Origin of the sequence: Asticcacaulis sp. DW145, assembly GCF_037101385.1 — a bacterium.
Lineage (GTDB): Bacteria > Pseudomonadota > Alphaproteobacteria > Caulobacterales > Caulobacteraceae > Asticcacaulis > Asticcacaulis currens.
In genome coordinates, this window is the sequence record NZ_AP029024.1 from 79,304 (window position 1) to 98,909 (window position 19,606).

The window sequence follows — 19,606 nt, forward strand, 5'->3', positions numbered from 1 at the left end:
TAGATGTTTTGAATCAACGCCCCTACAAATCCTATCCCAAAGAATGCGAGATACATGTAAAACATACGGCCGCGTTCCATTGAACTCCTCTAGAAGTCAAACACCAGCCGGATGGCGCGCAGCGTCATATAGGCGAGTATCCCGGTTCCCGCGGCGAAGACGCAAAAGCGCAGAATGACGTGGTTGCCGATCCCCTGCACCAGACTGTGGACAATTCGCAAAAGCACATAAATCCACGCCAGCACAATGAACAACTGATCGGCTAGCCCCGATACCTGAATACCCAGGCTGAGGGCGTAAAACAGCGTCGGCTGTTCGGTCAGGTGCGTATAGTTGTCGGCCACGGCGCGCACATCGGCGGGCAGGCGGAACAGGTGGCGCTTATCGGCAAATAGCTGAAAATCCTGCCCTAATTGCAGCATGGCGGGTATGCGTCGGGCATAGAGCCAGACGAGGACAATCAGCGACCAGGCAATGAGGGCAAGGAGCGGCGCAACCATGCCTCCACTCTTGCCGCTGGAACCGGTAAAAAAGCGTTAACCATAATTCTGCTCGCTTTATGAATCGGGCGAGACGCTTATGGCCTATCGGCGACGCGTCGAACGGGAAGGTTTTTGCATCGACCCCAGAATCCCGCGCACCAGTTCACGGCCCAGCGTCACACCGATGGTGCGGATGACGGAAACGGCCACCGAGGTAACAGCTTTTTCCGTAGCCGAGGGCTTATGCACCTCTGGCTTCTCGTTCTTTTCGGGGCGCCGGGCTTCAACCTCAGCCTCCTCGCTCTCTTCGGCTTTGGTGCGCGCCGTTAGCAGCTCAAAAGCCGATTCCCGATCCCGCAGCGTGTCGTAAACGCCTGATACCGGCGATTTGGCGATGATCGCAGCGCGCTCCGTCTCGCTTGCTGGTCCCAGGCGAGAGACGGGCGGGCGGATTTTTGATTTGGCCGTGACCGTAGGCGAGGCTTTTTCGTCAAGTACCGAGATCAGGGCCTCGCCTACTCCGAGACCCTGAATGGCTTCAATCGTGTCAAACGCGGGATTGGGGCGGAAGGATTGCGCGGCGGCTTTCAGACCCTTCTGCTCGGCGGGGGTATAGGCGCGCAGCGCGTGCTGGATACGGTTACCGAGTTGCGCTAATACAGAGTCCGGTACATCCGCCGGATTTTGCGTGACGAAATAGATGCCAACGCCCTTGGAGCGGATCAGGCGCACCACCTGTTCGATCTTTTCCAGCAACGGCTTCGGCGCTTCGTCAAACAGAAGATGCGCTTCGTCGAAGAAGAAGACCATACGCGGTTTTTCAGGGTCGCCCACTTCAGGCATGACTTCGAACAGTTCGGACAAGAGCCATAGCAGGAAGGTCGAATAGAGACGGGGACTGCCTATCAGCTTGTCCGCGGCCAGCACATTGACATAGCCCTTACCAGAAATATCGGTGCGCATCAGGTCTTCGAGACGCAGTGCCGGCTCACCAAAAAACTGCTCACCGCCCTGACTTTCGAGCGCCAGCACCTGGCGCTGGATGGCACCGATGGAGGCGGCGGACACCTGACCGTATTGGGCGCTGATCTCCTTGGCGTTGTCCGCCACGTGGTTGAGCATGGCGCGCAGGTCCTTGAGGTCGAGCAGCAGCAACCCTTCCTTGTCGGCCACATGGAAGACGATGTTGAGAACGCCTTCCTGGACTTCATTGAGCTGAAACAGGCGCGCCAGCAGCAGAGGACCCATATCCGAAATCGTGGTGCGGATCGGGTGACCTTTCTGACCGAACAGGTCCCAGAAGACCACCGGTGCGGCGGCGGGCGTAAGCGCGATCCCCATCTCCTGCGCCCGGGCCAGAAGCTTCTCGTTTGGATTGCCCGGCAGGGCGATCCCGGACAGATCCCCCTTCACATCGGCGGCAAAGACAGGCACCCCGGCGTCGGACAGGGCCTGCGCCAGCACCTGAAGCGTCACCGTCTTGCCCGTTCCGGTGGCTCCCGCCACAATGCCGTGACGGTTGGCGCGGTTGAGCAGAAGCGTCTGATGGCCGTCGGTCGAAAAGCCGATGTCGATTCCCTGGGTCATGTCGTTATCCTGTGTCACTACAATCTGCATAAAACCACCGACAGAGCTTTGGCAAAGGGTATTTGAGCTGCGCTGCACCAACACCAAAGAACACGGTTCTCTCACACAGATGTGATGCCCGCGCGATCAGGCCTGATTAGGGTAAGCCGGCCTGCGTGCTACTATCAAAACAGCTCAGCGATGAGTCGTGGTTTGCGCTGGTTCCCCCCATAAGCCGCGCAGCCATTTCCGGGGCGGCCCTTCCCCCCATAAAGGGTGGCTCCGAAGAAGCCGCTCACCCGCCAGACCGGGTGAGCGGCTTATCCTTTTATGCTTGGCCTTAGGCATGACCTTATTCCGTTTCCTCAGAAACTTTATTTTCCCCAAGCCGTTGTCTTCGCCTGTGCTTTTGGCGGATAATTCACCTATTATATAGGTGTGACGCTTAGCGTTGCCCTATTAAGCGCATTCCGAAAAGTATGAAGCGGTTTTCGGGTCCAGATGCGCGACGAACAAAAGTTAGAGCGGCATTTCGCTTCACTCGGAGCGAAGCCCCGCTCTAAAGTGCAGTGGATGGAAACTATGGACGACCTCAGCCTTTCGACCGAACTCGACGCCCTTGTCGCCCAGACGCGGGCAGGCATAGAGGCTGCCTTCAGTGCCGCGCTGGAAGGCCCGGTGGATGAGGCTACCCGCAGTTTTCTTGCCCAGTGTCTGGAAGACTATGATCCGGAAGAAATGCCGGAACTGACCCTCGAAGACATCGGTCGGTTGTTCGCCGGGGCCTGGGGCCGCGCCGCAGTGCGCGAAGGGGCGGGGGCGCTGAAGGCCATCACTCCGGTCAACAACATCTATGACGTCGTTGAAATCGTTCAGCCAGACGCCCCGTTCATCGTCGAAAGCGTCATGGGCGAGCTGATTGATCAGGGCCTGATCGTCCGTTCGATGTTCCACCCGGTCGTTGCCGTAAACCGCGACAGTACGGGACAGCGCGGCAGTGGCAAGGCGGTTGCCGAATCCCTGATGCTGGTCTTTGTGGGGCGTCAGCCCGCTGAAAAGCATGCCGCCATTCTGTCGGGCGTAGAGACGACGCTCAACGATCTGCGCGCCGCTGTGCACGACTTCCCGCGTATGCAGGCCCTGCTGGCCGAAGAGATGACTGCTCTTGAGGCCCTGACCCTGCACCCGGTCGTACAGATCGACCCGGCCGTACTTCAGGAAGAACTGGCGTTCCTGCGCTGGGTGTCGGAAAATCATTTCGTCCTCCTGGGGGCGCGCACCTATGTTTATCCGCGCAGCGCCGATGGCAATTACGTCGCCGAAGAACCTCTGAATCTGTTACAGGAAGAATATGGCATTCTGCGCGACAAGCGCGCCATCTTACGTCGCGGGTCGGAACCGGCCATCCTAAGCCGGGAGCTTCTCAGCCATCTGGCCAGCTCCGAGCCCGTGACGGTGGCCAAGGGCAACCTGAAATCGCGCGTCCATCGCCGCGTTTACATGGACTATATCTCGATCAAGCATTACGGCGCGGACGGCAAGCCATCGGGGGAAACGCGCTTTGTCGGTCTGTTTACCTCGGACGCCTATGACCGTCCTGCCTTCGAAGTGCCACTGATCCGCAAAAAATGCGAGCACGTCTTGAGCGAGTCGCGGCGGCTGGGCTTCAACAATGGCGGCTATGCCGAAAAGCGCCTGAAGAATATTCTCGAAACCTATCCGCGCGATGAACTGTTTCAGATTCAGGAAAGCGACCTGCTGCGTATTACGCGCGGCGTGCTGCATATTTCCGACCGGCCGCGTGTGCGTCTGTTTGCGCGCCGTGATCCGTTCGACCGCTTCATATCTGTACTTCTCTATCTCCCGCGCGATACCTATAGCGTCTCCGTGCAGGAACGCGCCGGGCGGTTGCTCGCCGAAGGTTTTGGCGGCCGCGTCAGTGCGCTTTACCCGTTTGTTACGGGCGGGGCGCTGTCGAGCATCCACTACATTATCGGTGTGACGCCGGGCGGGCATCCGGACCCCAATCTGGCCGATATCGAAGACCGCGTGACCGATCTGACGCTCGATTGGGCACATCGGGTTGAGGATGCCGCTATGGAGGCGGGCCAGACGCAATCCGATTATTTGAAATGGGCGCGCGCCATTCCGGTCGCCTATCAGGAACGCTATGGTATCGAAGAAGCGATCACCGATACCACCATTCTGGCCGGGCTAGACCCGAAGCACCCCTTAAGCGTGCGTGCCTGGCAGCCGGAAGGCGTCAACGATCGCTTTTCGCTCAAACTCTATGTCCAGGCCGAAAACGCCATTCCGCTGTCCGACATCTTGCCGGTTCTGGAGCGCATGGGGCTGAAAACGCTGGAAGAGTTCGGGCATCGTATTGAATCGGCCGACGTGCCGCGACACTTCATTCACGAATTTATCGTGCAGCTCCCCACTGCACACCCGACGGCCTTTGCCGATTTCCGCGAGGATTTCGAAGGGGCGCTGATGGCCCTGTGGCGTGGCGAAACCGAAATCGACGGCTTCAACGCGCTTACCCTTCTGGGCCTGAGCTGGCGCGAAGCCGCCTTGTTGCGCGCCCTGTGCAAGTATCGCGGTCAGTCGGGTCTTGACCCCAGCGCCATTGCTCAGCAACAGGCCCTGCGCGCCTATCCGGATGTGGCGGCGGCGCTGGTCTATCTGTTTGATCTGAAATTTGCCGTTAATGACACGCCCATCGACACGCGCAAGGTCGAGGTCGAGGCGGCGCTGTTGCGTATCAATACGCTCTTGCAAGGCGTTACCTCGCTGGAACACGACCGTGTCCTGCGACGCATCGCGGCCCTGATCGGTGCCATTCAGCGCACCAACTATTACCAGCACAAGGGCTATATCTCGTTCAAGATTGCCTCGCGCGAGTTGGCAGACCTGCCTGATCCCAAACCCTACCGCGAAATCTTCGTCTGGTCGCCGGTGGTCGAAGGCGTGCATCTGCGCTTCGGGCCTGTGGCGCGCGGGGGCCTGCGCTGGTCTGACCGCAAGGAGGATTTCCGCACCGAGGTGCTGGGCCTCGTCAAGGCGCAGCAGGTAAAGAACGCCGTCATTGTGCCTGTTGGCTCCAAGGGCGGCTTCTATCCCAAGCAGCTCCCGGCCGGTGGCGCGCCGGATGCCATCCGTGCTGAAGCGGTGCGGGCCTATAAGATGTATCTTTCAGGTCTTCTTGACATCACCGACAATCTCAATGCCGATGGCGGCATTATCGCGCCGAAGGACGTCGTGTGCTGGGACGCGCCGGACCCCTATCTGGTCGTGGCGGCGGATAAGGGCACGGCGACCTTCTCCGACATCGCCAATGGCGTCGCGCGAGAATACGGTTTCTGGCTGGACGACGCCTTCGCGTCGGGAGGCAGCGTGGGCTACGACCACAAGGTCATGGGCATTACGGCACGCGGCGCGTGGGAAGCGGTCAAGCGCCACTTCCGCGAACGCGGCAAGGATATCCAGAGCGAGACCTTCACCACAGTCGGCGTCGGCGACATGTCGGGTGATGTTTTCGGCAACGGCATGTTGCTGTCGAAGCAGACGAAGCTGATCGCGGCCTTTGATCATCGTGACATCTTCATTGACCCGAACCCCGATCCGGCCGTGTCCTTTGCCGAGCGTGAGCGACTGTTCGCCCTGCCGCGTTCCAGCTGGCAGGACTATGACAAGGCGAAGATTTCGGCAGGTGGCGGCGTCTTTTCGCGCGGCCTGAAGTCGATTGAGCTGACGCCGGAAATCCGCGCCGCGCTTGATATTGAGACCACTAGCCTCACTCCGTTTGAGCTGATGCAGGCCATTCTGCGCGCCCCGGCGGAGCTGCTCTATTTCGGCGGCATCGGCACCTACATCAAGGCGGCGTCGCAGTCGCATCTTGAGGTTGGTGACAAAGCCAATGACGCCATCCGCGTCGATGCTGGCGATATCCGTGCTGCGGTGATCGGAGAGGGGGCCAATCTGGGTATCACTCAGGCCGGTCGCATCGCTTTGGCGGCGCAGGGCGTAAAGCTCAATACCGACGCCATCGACAATTCGGCGGGTGTCGATTGTTCAGACCACGAGGTCAATATCAAGATCCTGCTGGGTCGTCTGGTGCAATCCGGCCGCATGACCGTCGAAGTGCGTGACGTGCTGCTGGCCGAAATGACCGATGAGGTGGGGCATCTGGTGCTGAAGGACAACTATGCCCAGACCCTGGCCCTGACCCTTCTGGAATCGACGGCACTCAGCGACAATGCCTCGATGCAGGCCTTTATGACGGCGCTTGAAAAACGCGGCAAGCTGGACCGTAAGGTCGAAGGCCTGCCGAGCAATGCGCAGTTAGAAACGCGCAAGGCGCAATCTGCCGGTCTCTATCGTCCGGAACTGGCGGTCGTGCTCGCCTATGGCAAGATCGTGCTATTCGATGACCTGATCGAGACGACCGCCATAGACGATCCGGTGTTCGAAGGGGCCCTGATCGACTATTTCCCCAAGCCGCTGCACGGCTTTATTGACGACATCCGCGCCCACCGTCTGCACCGCGAAATCGTGGCGACGGTTCTGTGCAATGAGATGATCAATATTCTGGGCCCCAGCTTTCCGCTGCGTTTGCAAAAGGCGGCGGCGGTCGATGCCGGGGCCCTTGCCTTGTCGTTCGAAGGCGCGCGGCGGTTGTTTGGGACCGATGCCCTGTGGGCCGAGGTCTCGGCGCTCGATACGCAGATTCCGGCAGCGGCGCAGACAGCGCTTTATAACGCTATCGCCACCTTCTTGCGCCGTCAGGTCTATTTTATCGCCCGTCGCTTTGCCGGCCGCCCGGAAACCCTGACCGAGGTGATCAACGCCTATCAGACGGGCATTGCCACCCTGTTATCGGCCCAAGGTGTGCTCAGCCCCAACGAAGCGGCACGCGTCGAGGGCCGGGCGCAAAAACTGATTACCGCAGGAGCGCCCGAAGACCTCGCCCGTCGTGTGTCGGCCCTCCTGTCCTGGACCAGCGCCATCGATATGGTCGATCTGGCCGAAGACGGGGACGTGGTCGCAGCGGCGCGCCTTTATCTTGCGACCGGTGAACGCTTCGGTTTTGACCGTCTGCGTGCCGGAGCGGGGGAGCTTTATTCGGCCGATCCGTGGGACCGCATGGCCATCCGGCGCCTGATCGAAGACATCTATGCGGAACAGAAGTCGGTGGTGGCCGCCGTGCGCCGCGACGCTCAGGGGCTTGAGACCTGGGCCGAGGCGCAGGCGGCACAGGTGGCGCCGTTGCAGTCTCTTCTGGGTGAAATCGAAGGTTCAGGCACTGGCTGGAGCTTCGCCAAACTCAGCATAGTCAATGCCGCCCTGCGTCAGTGGGTGCAAAAACTATGAGAAAGTTTCTGGTCATCGCCGACGACAGCGCCGAATTCCGCGCCGCGCTAAGCTACGCCTCGGTGCGGGCCCGGGTGACGCAGGGTATGGTCACCCTGCTGCGCGTCCTGCCCCCCACCGATTATAGCCAGTGGGCGGGCGTGCGCGATGAAATCGAGCGCGAACAGCGCGAAGAGGCCGAGACGCTGTTGTCCACTCTGTCTGACGAAGCGGCGGTCAAGTCCGGGCGTCCGGCGGAGATTATTATCAAGACCGGTCAGATGAAGGATGCCATCCGCGAAGTCCTGATCGCTGACCGTGATATCAAGATCATTGTCATTGGGGCGTCAGGCGGCAATCCCGGCCCGCTGGTCAATCTTCTGGTCCGCGAAGGGGTGGGGACGCTGGGTGGCACGCGGCCGGTGCCGGTGACCGTGGTGCCGGGCGATATCAGCGACGAAGCGATCGAAGAGTTAATGTAGGGCTTAGCCCTCTTTTGAAGTCAAGGGTGGGCACAGACTCATGTTGGTACAACAACATGATGTTGTCGTTGCAATAAAATTGCATACCGGCACGCCACCACAAAAACGGCACCCCAAAAATTAATTTAGCTTTCGGCTCAGGTCCTTACAGGGTAGGGGTTGCCAAATTCTATGAGGTATTAACGCACGCCAATATTCGCGCATTTACATAGGTTTTGGCCGGTAGTCGGAGCAGAGATCGCCAGGAGCGGATGTCGCACAGAATTTATCTGTTTGACAAAGCAGGCCCAAAGCTAGACGTGTTGTGAAGTGTTACAACTTGTCAATCATAGCAAGCGAGTTAGTTTGACCAGTTTTCTTTCGGGACAGTTCTTTGGCGCGCGGGCGTTCGAGCGGACGCTGAACGAGGTCACCTTGGCGCATTTCGCCGGCACGACGCCGGAACACGAGGTGGCGGAACACAGCCATGACACCGCGCATCTGGTCCTGGCAACCCGCGGGCGCTACATCACTTCGGCGCATGGCGCGGCCGGTGACGGGCCGGTGCTGGTCTATAATCCACCGGGCATCGTCCACCGTGACCGCTTTGCCGGCAATGGCGGCTGGTTCTTCGCCGTCAGCCTGAAGACCGCGCGCGACGACCTGCCGGGCGATGCCTTGCGGTTGGATGCGCCGGGCGCCGTTCCGGCAGCCGTGCGTCTGCTCCATGCGGCGGCGGATCGTGATGCGCCGGTTCTGGAACTCGAAGCCCTGACACATGAGTTGACGGCAGAAGTTCGACCGTTGCCCGCGCCACCGCATTGTCCGTCCTGGCTGGCGGCTGCGCAGAGCTATATCGCCGATATGGCCCGGCACGAGATCGGCGTGGCTGATGTCGCGGCCGCGGCCGGTGTCCATCCGGTCTATCTGGCGCGGCAATACCGGCGCTGGCTGGGCTGTTCCCCGGGACATGACCTGCGCAGGCGGCGGGTCGAACTGGCCGCATCTCTGCTCGCCGCCAACGATGCGCCTTTGTCGGATATCGCGCTTGAGGCCGGCTTCTGCGACCAGAGCCACCTCAACCGGGCCTTCATGGCGCAGTGGGGGATGACGCCGGCGGCATTTGGCCGGCTGATCGGTTGCAAACGTCCAAGACAGGATGAAGCCTAACGGCTATCGGGAGGTATGTTCCGGAGCCCTGACATGACCTCTTTACGCGCACTGATGGCGGCCTTCACCCTTTGCCTCGCTGTTCCCGCCTATGCTGATGACTGGCCGACCGCTTCGGTCGCCGACGAAAAGATCGACGCGGCGAAGCTTGCGGCCATGGATACCGCCATCAAGACCGGCGAGTTCCAGCAGGTGACCAGCGTGCTGATCGCCCGCCACGGCAAGCTGGTTTTCGAGGCCTATTACGACAAGGAAGGGGCCGAAGCCCTGCGCAATACGCGATCGGCCACCAAGACAGTGACTGGCATGCTGGCGGGTGCGGCGGTGGCGCAAGGTCATCTGAAATTGACCACGCCGGTTGCGCCTTACTTCAAGGACAAGGCGCCCTTCGGCAACCCCGATCCGCGCAAGGACAGGATCGCGGTCGAAGACCTGCTGACCATGAGTTCGCTTCTGGAATGCGACGACGAAAACCAGTTTTCGCGCGGCAACGAAGAGCGCATGTACCTGATCGAGGACTGGGTAAAGTTCTATCTCGACCTGCCGATCAAGGGGTTTGCGGCTTGGAGCCCTAAACCCGAGGCGTCGCCCTATGGCCGCGCCTTCAGCTATTGTACGGCCGGGGTCACGACCTTGGGCGCGACCATCGAACGCGCGGTGGGACAGCCCTTGGCAGACTATGCCGATGCCGTGTTGTTCAAGCCGCTCGGGATCACAATGCGCGAGTGGCAGTATTCACCTCTGGGCGTGGCGCAAGGTGGCGGGGGACTGGGCTTGCGCAGTCGTGATCTGTTAAAGCTTGGCCAGCTCTATGCCGACGGCGGCGTCTGGCAAGGCAAGCGCGTGCTCGCGGCCGATTGGGTCAAGGCGGCGACCGCGCCGCACGCCAAACCCGATGACGGCCGCGACTATGGTTATCTGCTGTGGATCTACCCCATGGGCGGACATCCAGCGTGGCAGATGGCCGGCTCCGGCGGCAACAAGGTCGTGGCCGTGCCCGATCTTGACCTTGTCGTCACCGTAACCACGACGAATTTCGGCGTGCGTAACTCTCACCAGCTAAGTGACCGCTTAATAGCCGACTACATCGTAAAAGCAGCGCTGTAGCGCTCCCAGAAGAGGTCGCACTCCCGGCGAAAGCCCAAAACAGGTCGACCATTGGCGGAAAGCACCGGACATATATCCAGCTAATATATATATTTTTATTGAATTTTTCAATCATGCCGGACGCAAGCGGATGGCAAAATGGTGGGTGGGTTCATCCAATGTCCTCTTGCCATCCTCTGCATTTACCCCCATTTGAGCGGGAGATTTATCCGGAAAGCCGCTCATGTTTATCCAGACCGAAGCCACACCCAATCCCGACGTGTTGAAATTCATCCCCGGCCGCGAGGTTCTGGGCAAGGGGTCGCTGGAGTTCCGCACGCAAACTGAGGCGGAAAAATCACCGCTGGCCTTGTCGCTGTTTCAGATTGACGGCGTAGCGGGCGTCTATTTCGGTTCCGACTTCCTGACCGTGAAGCGCGACCCTGAAGCCGGTCTGATCTGGGCGCAGATCAAGGCACCGATTCTGGCCGCCATTATGGACTTCTACGCGTCAGGTCGTGCGATCCTTAACGAAGACGGTGCCACCAATGAGCGCACCTATGAGGGCGAAGTCGCCCAAATCGTTCTGGAAATCAAAGATTTGCTCGATACGCGTGTACGTCCGGCGGTGGCGCAGGACGGTGGCGATATCGAATTTGAACATTTCGACATTGAGTCCGGCACGCTTTATCTGCACATGCGCGGGGCCTGCTCGGGCTGTCCGTCCTCATCGGCCACCCTGCGTCAAGGCGTGGAATCCCTGATGAAACACTATGTCCCGGAAGTCAAAACCATCGAACAGGTCCTGTAAGGTGGCGCTGGCCTTCGTCATAGATACGGCTCTGAATGCCTGCCAGGTTGGGCTTTTTTCCCATAAAGACGGGTCCGTCTCTGAGGTGGTGGCACTCAGGGAATACATGACGCGCGGGCATCAGGAATTTATTGGTTCCGCCGCTCTGCAATGTTTCGAAAAAGCCGGAATCAATCCACGCGACGTCGATATTTTGGGCGTGACCTTAGGGCCAGGCTCGTTCACCGGCCTGCGCGTCGGCCTGTCTTTCGCCAAGGGTATAGCGTCGGGACTGGGCATTGGTCTGCGCGGATTTTCGACGCTGGAGCTAATGGGGCGGGCCGCGGATTTTCACCAGCAGCGGCGACTGGTGGTGCACGATGCCGGACGCGGTCAGGTCTACTGTCAGCGGCTTGAAGCCGATAACGCGGTTTCACCACCTGAGTCGTATGACCTTGTAAATTTGCAGGAAATCGACTTGGGCAGCGACTGGCACTGGCTTATAGGCTCAGGCGCACCGCTTTTGGCCGAACGCTTCGCGCAGGCGCAGTTAGCTGCCGAAGTGCTGCCTGATCTGACGGCGATGGCGACCCTGTGTTTTGCTTCAACGACCGTTTATGACGACCTGACCCCTCTCTATATGCGCGACGCGGATGCCAAGGTCTCGGACAAGTCGGTGGTGCATTTCGCGTGAGAATAGACATTTCCGGATATTATGAATAAAATTCGCCAAATTGAAGAATTGGATCAGCGACTGGTGGACATCCACGCGCAGACTTTCGACTTTGGCTGGAATAGTTCTGATTTTATAGAATATTTGAAGGGCGCGGAGTATACCTGTTTTGGCCTCTATGACGAGGACGCGCTTCAGGCGTTTGTGCTGATCTCGGCCGTCCTTGATGAGGCCGAAATCCTGACCCTCGCCACCGATCCACTGGCGCAGAGACGAGGCCATGCACGCGCACTGTTGCAGCACCTGATCGCGCATCTCACCCGTATAAACATCCGCAGTCTGTTCCTGGAAGTGGCTGTCGATAACCCCGCCGCCATCGCCCTTTATGAGGGTCTGGGCTTCCGCCAGGTCGGCCGTCGCCCCCTCTATTACAGCCGTCGCGGCGGCGTGCTGGTGGACGCCCTTATTCTCAGTCTTGCGGTTTGAGACGATTGCCCTTAATTCCATAGGGGTGCGGCGCAACGCCGCGGTGTATAAACGATAATCCGGGAGGGCCGCATGGACCGTATCGAACAGCAATGCGTCGAAAAGGGTATGCGCATGACCGATCAGCGCCGGGTCGTCGCCCGTGTGCTTTCTCAGGCCACCGACCATCCGGATGTTGAAGAGCTTTATCGCCGCGCCGCCGCCGTAGACCCACATATTTCGCTAGCCACCGTCTATCGCACCGTGCGCCTGTTCGAAGAGGCGGGCGTGGTGGAACGCCACGATTTCGGTGACGGTCGCTCGCGCTATGAACAGGCCGGCGAAGACCACCACGACCACCTGATCAATATCAAGTCGGGCGAAGTTATCGAATTTTTCGACGAAGAGATCGAGAAGCTGAAAACCGCTCTGGCCGAAAAGCTGGGCTACAAGCTGGTGGGTCATAAGCTTGAACTGTATGGCGTGCCACTCGACGACAAGTGATCAGGCGCGATTGATCAGGCCTTGAACATTCTGCGTCTGAATAGCAGTGTCCGTCAGGGCTTTGGCACCTAGTCGGTAAAGAGACACGGTTTTCACGGGCATATCCGCTTCGGCCTTGATCAGGCAGAGGTGCTTCGCCTCTTCGACGCGCACGTCGGACAGGTAAAGCCCCTCGATGGGTGTCAGCTTGCGCACATAGGTCGGTAGCAAGGTGCGCCACTGATAAAGGACATCGGTTTCCACCGCGAGAAGACTGCCCTGAATTTTGGTTGCACTGACATTGTGCATGTGGATGTTTTTGACGTAACCGCCACGACGCTCGTTTGTTTTGACATAGAGCAGGTTGTTTATGGGTACCGCCCAGCCGTCTTCACCCCTGCCATCGCCCACGAAATGGCAGTTATCGACAAAGACGTTTTCAATGCCCCCGGATAGCTCGCTGCCGACGGCCATGAGTTGATGGCCGTTCTTGATGCGGCAATTGCGCATGACGACATTCTTTGTCGGCGTATTGAGTCGCCAGGCGTCCATGTCCCGGCCCGATTTGACGGATACGGCGTCATCCCCCTGATCGAAAACACAATCCTCGATCAGCACGTTCTGGCTCATCTCCGGATCAACGCCATCATTATTATGGCCATGCGCCCGCACCTTCACGCGGCGGATCACCACGTCCCGGCACATTAGGGGATGAATGGTCCAGAATGGACTGTCTTCGATCGAAATGTCTTCGATCAGGACGTGGCGGCAGCGGTTAAACTGCACAAAATGTGGCCGCAGGTGGTTTTCACCTTCGGCCATCTGACGCGCTTCGACGGGGAGGCCCTGATAGGCGAAATCATATAACCGGATCAGTGCATCCATATGAGGCTTTGGGCGCTTGTACCAAAGCTGCCAGACATCGAGCTTTGCCTTGAGCTTCCCTCCGCCACTAATCCCCACATTTTCGCAGTCAAACGCGTAGACTAATGGTGAGTAGTTGAAACACTCAATACCCTCCCACGAGGTCTGAACCGGCGGTAGGTAATCTTCCGGCTTTTCGGAAAAGAGCAGGGTTGCGCCCTTCGACAGGTGCAGGTTGACGTGGCTTTTCAGGTGTATCTTGCCGGTGGGCCAGATACCTTCCGGGACGATGACATTACCTGAACCGGCCCGATGCGCGGCATCGATGGCTTTTGCGATGGCGGCTGAGGTGGCCGTCTGATCATCAGGAGAGGCGCCAAAGTCAGTGATGAGAAAGCGTCGGACACGTGAAAAATCGGGTACACGAAGAGGCGGCATATCAAAAGGCGCGCTGACCGACAGACGTTTTTGGTTGAGACCCGATGCGGCCTGAGCGTTGCCGGTGAGCAGAGGTGCGGATAAACCCGCATACAGAACCGAGCGGCGTGAAAGGCTCATCTGTCTCTTCCCTAAGTATTCGCCGACAACCGGAGTGCATGAGCGCATAGCTTCGCGGGCAGCGGTATTTGATTGTTATTCGATCAAATTATCATATAAAATGATCAGTAACAATCAAAAAGGGTCAGAAATGCTGTTTGGGTTCTGCGACGGCATGTGGATAAAATCCGGTGTTTGGCCTTGAAAAACGAGGCCTGAAACCTCATAAGCACCGCATGAGTGAAACCGCATCCGCCGCCTCCAAAAAGCTGCACATCAAAACCTACGGCTGTCAGATGAACGTCTATGACAGCGAGCGCATGGCTGACCTTTTGCGCCCGCTGGGCTATGCGGTGTCAGATCAGGCCGAAGGCGCCGATCTGGTGCTGCTAAACACCTGCCATATCCGGGAAAAGGCGGCCGAAAAGGTTTATTCCGAGATCGGTCGTCTGAAGGTAATGCGTCAGGAAAAGGAAGCGCGCGGCGAAGGGCGTATGACGATTGCCGTCGCCGGATGCGTAGCGCAGGCCGAGGGCGAAGAGATCATGAACCGCGCGCCGGCCGTCGATCTGGTCGTCGGGCCGCAGGCCTATCATCAGCTACCTGAGCTGATCGCGCGCACCACCCGCGCCAAGGGTGAGCGCCTCAAAGCCGACTTCGCTCCGGAAGACAAGTTCGATGCCCTTTCTACCGAACGTCAGGCAACCGGTCCGACGGCGTTCCTGACCGTACAGGAGGGCTGCGACAAGTTCTGTACCTTCTGTGTCGTGCCCTACACCCGCGGCGCTGATTGGTCGCGTCCGGTGGCCTCGATCCTTGAAGAAGCCCGTTCGCTGGCTTCGAAAGGTGTGCGTGAAATCACGCTTTTGGGCCAAAACGTAAACGCCTATAACGGCCTTGAGGCCGATGGTCAGGAATCAACCCTGCCTCGCCTGATGCGGGCCCTGTCTGAGATCGAGGGACTCGATCGTATCCGTTACACCACCTCGCACCCCAATGACATGACCGATGAACTGATCCGTGCCCATGCGGAAAACCCCGCGGTCATGCCCTATCTGCACCTGCCGGTGCAGTCGGGATCGGACAAGATACTGCGCGCCATGAACCGCAAGCACGGGCGTCAGGCCTATATCGACCTGATTGCGCGCCTGAAAGCCGCTGTACCGAACATCGCCCTGTCCGGCGACTTCATCGTCGGTTTCCCGGGCGAGACGGACAAGGATTTCGAAGACACGATGGACCTGATCCGCACGGTCGGCTACGCCTCGGCCTTCTCGTTTAAATACTCCAAGCGTCCGGGCACGCCGGCGGCCGCCATGCCGGGTCAGGTCGATGAGGCCGTGGCCGATGCGCGCCTTCAGGCGCTTCAGGCCCTGATCAATGAACAGGCGCAGACCTTTAAGGCCTCGCTGGTCGGGCAAACCATCGACGTGCTGTTTGAAAAGCCAGGCCGCCATGGTCAGCAGGCCATCGGGCGGTCGCCCTGGCTGCATGCGGTGTTTGCCGAAGACGCGGCGCACCTGATCGGTCAGATCGTGCCGGTGAAGATTGTGGGCGTGGGGAACAATTCTCTGATCGGGGAACTGGAAAAGGTACACGCTTGACCCTTGCCACTGAAGATTTCATCGAATTGAGCGAAGACAAGGTTCTGGCCCTGTCCGGACCGGCGCAGCGCTATCTGGCCCTGATCGAAGGGGCCTATCATGTGCTGATCGAAACCCCCGGTGGCGGATTTCAGGTAACGGGCAAGGTGCGTGACCGTCAGCGCGCCCACGTCATCCTTAATGCACTGTCGGAGCTTTATGACGAAGGGGTGGAGATCAGCGAGGTAGATGTCCGCACCCTGATCCAGAACCCGACCGGCAAGTCACCGGTGTGGGCCGACCACCACGGGCAATCGCATGTGATCGTGATGGGCCGTAAAGGGGCCATTGCGCCCAAGACCGAGGGACAGGCGAAATATTATCAGCAACTGCTGCGCAACGACCTGACCTTCGGGCTGGGGCCGGCAGGGTCTGGCAAGACCTTTATGGCTGTGGCGCACGGGACGTCACTGTTGCTCAAAGGGGCCGTGGATCGGCTTGTCATCACACGTCCGGCGGTCGAGGCCGGGGAGAAGCTGGGCTTCCTGCCCGGTGATCTGAATGAAAAGGTTGATCCCTACCTGATGCCCATCTGGCAGGCGCTGGATGATATTCTGGGGGCGGAAAGCCTGCGTCGCCGCCGCGAACGCAATGAGATTGAAGTGGCCCCTCTTGCCTATATGCGCGGTCGCACCCTGTCCAATGCCTATGTCATTGTCGATGAGGCCCAAAACACCACCAAACAGCAGATGAAGATGGTGCTGACGCGCCTGGGCGAAGGCTCGAAAATGGTCGTCACGGGTGATCCGTCGCAGGTCGATCTTCCCCGCGCTTCGGACTCCGGTCTCGTACATGCTGTGGGCCTTCTGAACGATGTGAAGGGGGTAGGGGTCTCGCGCCTGACCGCCGAAGACGTGGTGCGTCACGAACTGGTCGCGCGCATCGTGCGTGCCTATGACAGCGAAAAACATGACTGAATTTGCCCCCCTGATCGACATTGAAGTCGAACACGACGAGTGGACCAACGCCCTGCCGGAGGTTTCGGCGGTGGTGACCGGCGCGATTGAGGCGACCTTTGCCTATCTGGGGGCGAAAGAGCAGCTTGATCTGGTGGTGCTACTGACCGACGATGCGGAAATGAAGGCGCTCAACAAGGAGTTCCGTCAGAAGAACGCGCCTACCAACGTATTATCCTTTCCCGCGCCGGACATGATGCATCCGCATCTGGGGGATATCGCCTTTGGGTTTGAAACCTGCGTGCGCGAGGCGAAAGAACAAAAAAAAGCGCTCAAGGCCCATGTGGCCCATCTCAGCGTACATGGCGCTTTGCATCTTTTGGGTTATGATCACATCAACGATCCGGAAGCCGAGGAGATGGAAGACCTCGAGCGCAAGATCCTTCAGGGGCTCGGCATTGCCGATCCTTATCTAGACGAATAGGCCACACACACCATGCCGGAGCCTGACAGTCGTAGCGCCAAGCGCCCGACCGGACCCAGAAAGACCCTGTTGAACCTCTTTGGCCTGCTGGGGCCGGATGAGGCGGAAAAGCCGCTCAGTCTGAGCGAGCGTCCCGATGTTTCCAACGACCTGATTGAACACGCCCGTGCGTTTCAGAATCTGCGCGTATCTGACGTGATGACGCCACGCGTCGATATAATAGGCATCGAAGACGCCGCGACCCTGTCTGAACTGGTGCGGGTGTGTGTTGAAAGCGAGCACTCGCGCCTTCCGGTCTATAGCGACAATCTCGATCATCCCGTCGGCGTCATCCACGTCAAGGATGTGTTCAAACTTTTGGCTCCCTCAGAAGACCGGCGTATTCCCGATTGGGACGCTCCCGTGACCGACCGCTTAAAGCGCGAACTGATCTATGTACCGGCGGCCATGTCGGCGACGGACCTGCTGTTAAAAATGCAGACCGAGCGCTCGCACATGGCGCTCGTCATCGACGAACATGGCGGCACCGATGGGCTGGTGACCCTCGAAGACCTGCTTGAGGCCGTGGTCGGCGACATTGCCGACGAGTATGATGATGACGAGGCGGATGAACTGATCGAAACCCCTGACGGGCACATCGAGGTCAGTGGCCGTGTTGAGCTGGAGACGCTTGAGGAACGGCTGGGGCTCCGTTTGTTTCCGGAAGATAGCGAAGACGAGGTCGATACGCTGGGCGGACTGGTGGCCGTGCTGGCCGGCCGGGTGCCGCATCCGGGTGAAATCATCCCTTACGCGGCCGCTGGGATAGATATAGAAGTGCTTGACGCCGACCCGCGCCGCATCAAGCGCCTGCGCCTGCATCGTCACGAACGCAAACCCGACCTGATTCCGGAAGACGTATGACCCTGACTGAACTCGGTGCCCGTCTGGCGCCCGCCTTCGCCCTGTACCGTCGCTATATGGGGCCGAAACGGCAGGCGGCGCTGATGGGGTTACTGCTGGGGTTGGCCCAGCCGCCGTTCGGTTTTCTTCCAGGGCTCCTGGCCTATTCCGTTCTTCTGTGGAGCCTCGATCAGGACTTGGGGCCCAAGCCTTTGCGTCGGGCGTTTGCCATAGGATGGTGGGCGGGTTTCCTCTATTTCCTCGTCGGGTGTTTCTGGGTGGCCGAGGCCTTTCTGGTCGATGCCAGCAATCAGGGTTGGATGGCCCCGTTTGCCGTTTGCCTTTTGCCCGGTGGCATTGCCCTGTTCTGGGGCGCGGCGTTCGCAGCCTACCGCAAACTGGTGAGCGGGCCACTGACGGGGCACTGGTCACGCTGGCTGGTCTTTGCGGGCCTGTTTTGCCTGTTCGAGTGGCTGCGCGGCACGATCCTGACCGGATTTCCGTGGAATCCCGCCGGCGCAACATGGAAGGCCGGTTCCGCCGTATCGCAACTGGCTGCGCTGTTCGGCGTTTATGGGCTGAGCCTGTTTACCGTTACGCTCTTTGCCAGCCCGGCGGTCAGCCGTCGTGATGAGGGGCTTAAAGGCCTGTGGCCTGCGGCCGTATCCGCCTTAATTCTGGTGGCGGGGCTTGGCTTTGGGGCGGTCCGCCTGGCGACCACCGAAGTTGATCCGACGCAGACGTGGATACGCATCGTCCAGCCCAATATCGGTCAGCGGGCCAAATGGAGCGAAGGGGCCCTGCTTCGGGTCATGCGCGACTATGTGGCCTATAGCCGGGCACACGCTGGGCGAGAAATATTGCAGGCCGTAACAAAACGTGATCGAAAACCCTATCCTGATGTCATCGTGTGGCCGGAGGGCGCACTTCCGGATGCGGCTGAGAACCTGCTTGATCCACAATCTGAGACTGCAAACCTGTTTGCCGGTCTGTTGCAGCCGGATCAGATTTTGCTGTGGGGGGCCTATCACCGCGCGGTAGATGACCAAAACGCCCTTGTGTGGCGTAACTCCCTGCTCGCCCTGTCGCGCGATGAGACCGGCACGAACTATCAGGTCGTTTATTCCAAGTTCAAACTGGTACCCTTCGGGGAGTTTCTGCCGTTTGAGAGCGTGCTCGAAAGCCTTGGTGTAAAGGAACTGGCGCATGTAGGTGACGGATTTAGCCCCGGCCCGCGCACCCGCCCGGTCGAGGTTGAAGGACTGCCACCCTTTCTGCCGTTGATCTGTTATGAGGGCCTGTTTCCGGCTTTGGCGAAGGGTGAACGCCCGTCGTCTTCGGCGCCATTACGGCCATCATGGATCGTCAATATTTCTAACGATGCCTGGTTCGGTCCAACGACCGGACCGGTGCAGCACCTTAACCTGTCGAGCTACCGCGCGATCGAAGAAGGCCTGCCCATGGTCCGGTCAACCCCTACGGGTGTGTCTGCGATAATCGACCCTTTAGGACGCATTGTCGAAGGGTCGGAAATCCGCATAGGTCAATCAGGTTTTCGTGATGTTCTGTTACCGGAGGCGGTATCATTTGCACCTTATACGCTGTGGCGACATCTGCACCTCATGCTTGTGGCGCTTTTTTGCTTGATTCCATTGATATTTGTGACTTTTGTAAACGTTAGCAAAAACAACCAAGAAAATGATCGTGTCCCAGATCCGGATGGGGCCGGTTTTACGACAAAAAAGCAGCACGGCGACAACGCCGGCTGATAA

General features: G+C 59.1%; 16 protein-coding genes. 13 read left to right on the plus strand and 3 right to left on the minus strand.

Annotated features, from left to right (window positions below; translation table 11 throughout):
* Positions 1–89: 89 nt before the first annotated feature.
* Positions 90–500, minus strand: coding sequence for an MAPEG family protein (locus AACH73_RS00410; protein ID WP_272739775.1), 411 nt, complete (start codon positions 498–500; stop codon positions 90–92).
* Positions 501–584: 84 nt separating this feature from the next.
* Positions 585–2,069 carry a helicase HerA-like domain-containing protein gene (locus AACH73_RS00415; RefSeq protein ID WP_338735070.1) on the minus strand — a complete coding sequence of 495 codons (1,485 nt, stop codon included), beginning with the start codon at positions 2,067–2,069 and terminating at the stop codon, positions 585–587.
* Positions 2,070–2,621: 552 nt separating this feature from the next.
* Between AACH73_RS00415 and AACH73_RS00420 the strand changes: the two genes are divergently transcribed.
* The 8 genes from AACH73_RS00420 (at position 2,622) to AACH73_RS00455 (ending at position 12,549) form a co-directional block, all read left to right on the plus strand.
* Positions 2,622–7,421, plus strand: a complete 4,800-nt coding sequence (locus AACH73_RS00420; RefSeq protein WP_338735071.1) for an NAD-glutamate dehydrogenase — start codon at positions 2,622–2,624, stop codon at positions 7,419–7,421.
* Complete coding sequence (locus tag AACH73_RS00425; protein ID WP_013477695.1) at positions 7,418–7,882, plus strand: universal stress protein; 465 nt, start codon at positions 7,418–7,420, stop codon at positions 7,880–7,882. The genes AACH73_RS00420 and AACH73_RS00425 overlap by 4 nt, the downstream gene beginning before the upstream one ends.
* Before the next feature lie 345 nt (positions 7,883–8,227).
* Complete coding sequence (locus AACH73_RS00430; RefSeq protein WP_338735072.1) at positions 8,228–9,031, plus strand: AraC family transcriptional regulator; 804 nt, start codon at positions 8,228–8,230, stop codon at positions 9,029–9,031.
* Positions 9,032–9,064: 33 nt separating this feature from the next.
* The gene (locus tag AACH73_RS00435) at positions 9,065–10,138 is read left to right on the plus strand and encodes a serine hydrolase (RefSeq protein WP_338735073.1); all 1,074 of its coding nucleotides are present in this window, start codon (positions 9,065–9,067) and stop codon (positions 10,136–10,138) included.
* 223 nt (positions 10,139–10,361) lie between these two features.
* The gene (locus AACH73_RS00440) at positions 10,362–10,928 is read left to right on the plus strand and encodes a NifU family protein (protein WP_272739778.1); all 567 of its coding nucleotides are present in this window, start codon (positions 10,362–10,364) and stop codon (positions 10,926–10,928) included.
* Positions 10,891–11,601, plus strand: coding sequence for a tRNA (adenosine(37)-N6)-threonylcarbamoyltransferase complex dimerization subunit type 1 TsaB (gene tsaB, locus AACH73_RS00445; RefSeq protein ID WP_338735074.1), 711 nt, complete (start codon positions 10,891–10,893; stop codon positions 11,599–11,601). Before AACH73_RS00440 ends, tsaB begins: the two co-directional genes overlap by 38 nt.
* A 21-nt stretch (positions 11,602–11,622) precedes the next feature.
* Positions 11,623–12,066, plus strand: coding sequence for a ribosomal protein S18-alanine N-acetyltransferase (gene rimI, locus AACH73_RS00450; protein WP_272739780.1), 444 nt, complete (start codon positions 11,623–11,625; stop codon positions 12,064–12,066).
* 72 nt (positions 12,067–12,138) lie between these two features.
* On the plus strand, positions 12,139–12,549 hold the full coding sequence (locus AACH73_RS00455; protein WP_013477699.1) for a Fur family transcriptional regulator: 411 nt from the start codon (positions 12,139–12,141) through the stop codon (positions 12,547–12,549).
* Here AACH73_RS00455 and AACH73_RS00460 read toward each other — a convergent pair whose 3' ends face one another.
* Positions 12,550–13,950, minus strand: a complete 1,401-nt coding sequence (locus AACH73_RS00460) for a glycoside hydrolase family 28 protein (RefSeq protein WP_338735075.1) — start codon at positions 13,948–13,950, stop codon at positions 12,550–12,552.
* A gap of 215 nt (positions 13,951–14,165) precedes the next feature.
* Between AACH73_RS00460 and miaB the strand changes: the two genes are divergently transcribed.
* From miaB to lnt, 5 genes are read left to right on the plus strand one after another with little or no spacing between them, the layout of a single operon-like run.
* Positions 14,166–15,533 (plus strand): tRNA (N6-isopentenyl adenosine(37)-C2)-methylthiotransferase MiaB, encoded by a 1,368-nt coding sequence (gene miaB / locus AACH73_RS00465; protein WP_338735076.1) that lies wholly within the window; start codon positions 14,166–14,168, stop codon positions 15,531–15,533.
* Positions 15,530–16,489 carry a PhoH family protein gene (locus tag AACH73_RS00470; protein ID WP_126422060.1) on the plus strand — a complete coding sequence of 320 codons (960 nt, stop codon included), beginning with the start codon at positions 15,530–15,532 and terminating at the stop codon, positions 16,487–16,489. Before miaB ends, AACH73_RS00470 begins: the two co-directional genes overlap by 4 nt.
* Positions 16,482–16,952, plus strand: a complete 471-nt coding sequence (gene ybeY, locus AACH73_RS00475) for an rRNA maturation RNase YbeY (RefSeq protein WP_272739784.1) — start codon at positions 16,482–16,484, stop codon at positions 16,950–16,952. The genes AACH73_RS00470 and ybeY overlap by 8 nt, the downstream gene beginning before the upstream one ends.
* 12 nt (positions 16,953–16,964) lie before the next feature.
* Complete coding sequence (locus tag AACH73_RS00480) at positions 16,965–17,855, plus strand: hemolysin family protein (RefSeq protein ID WP_272739785.1); 891 nt, start codon at positions 16,965–16,967, stop codon at positions 17,853–17,855.
* Positions 17,852–19,603 carry an apolipoprotein N-acyltransferase gene (lnt, locus tag AACH73_RS00485; protein ID WP_338735077.1) on the plus strand — a complete coding sequence of 584 codons (1,752 nt, stop codon included), beginning with the start codon at positions 17,852–17,854 and terminating at the stop codon, positions 19,601–19,603. The genes AACH73_RS00480 and lnt overlap by 4 nt, the downstream gene beginning before the upstream one ends.
* Positions 19,604–19,606: the final 3 nt, after the last annotated feature.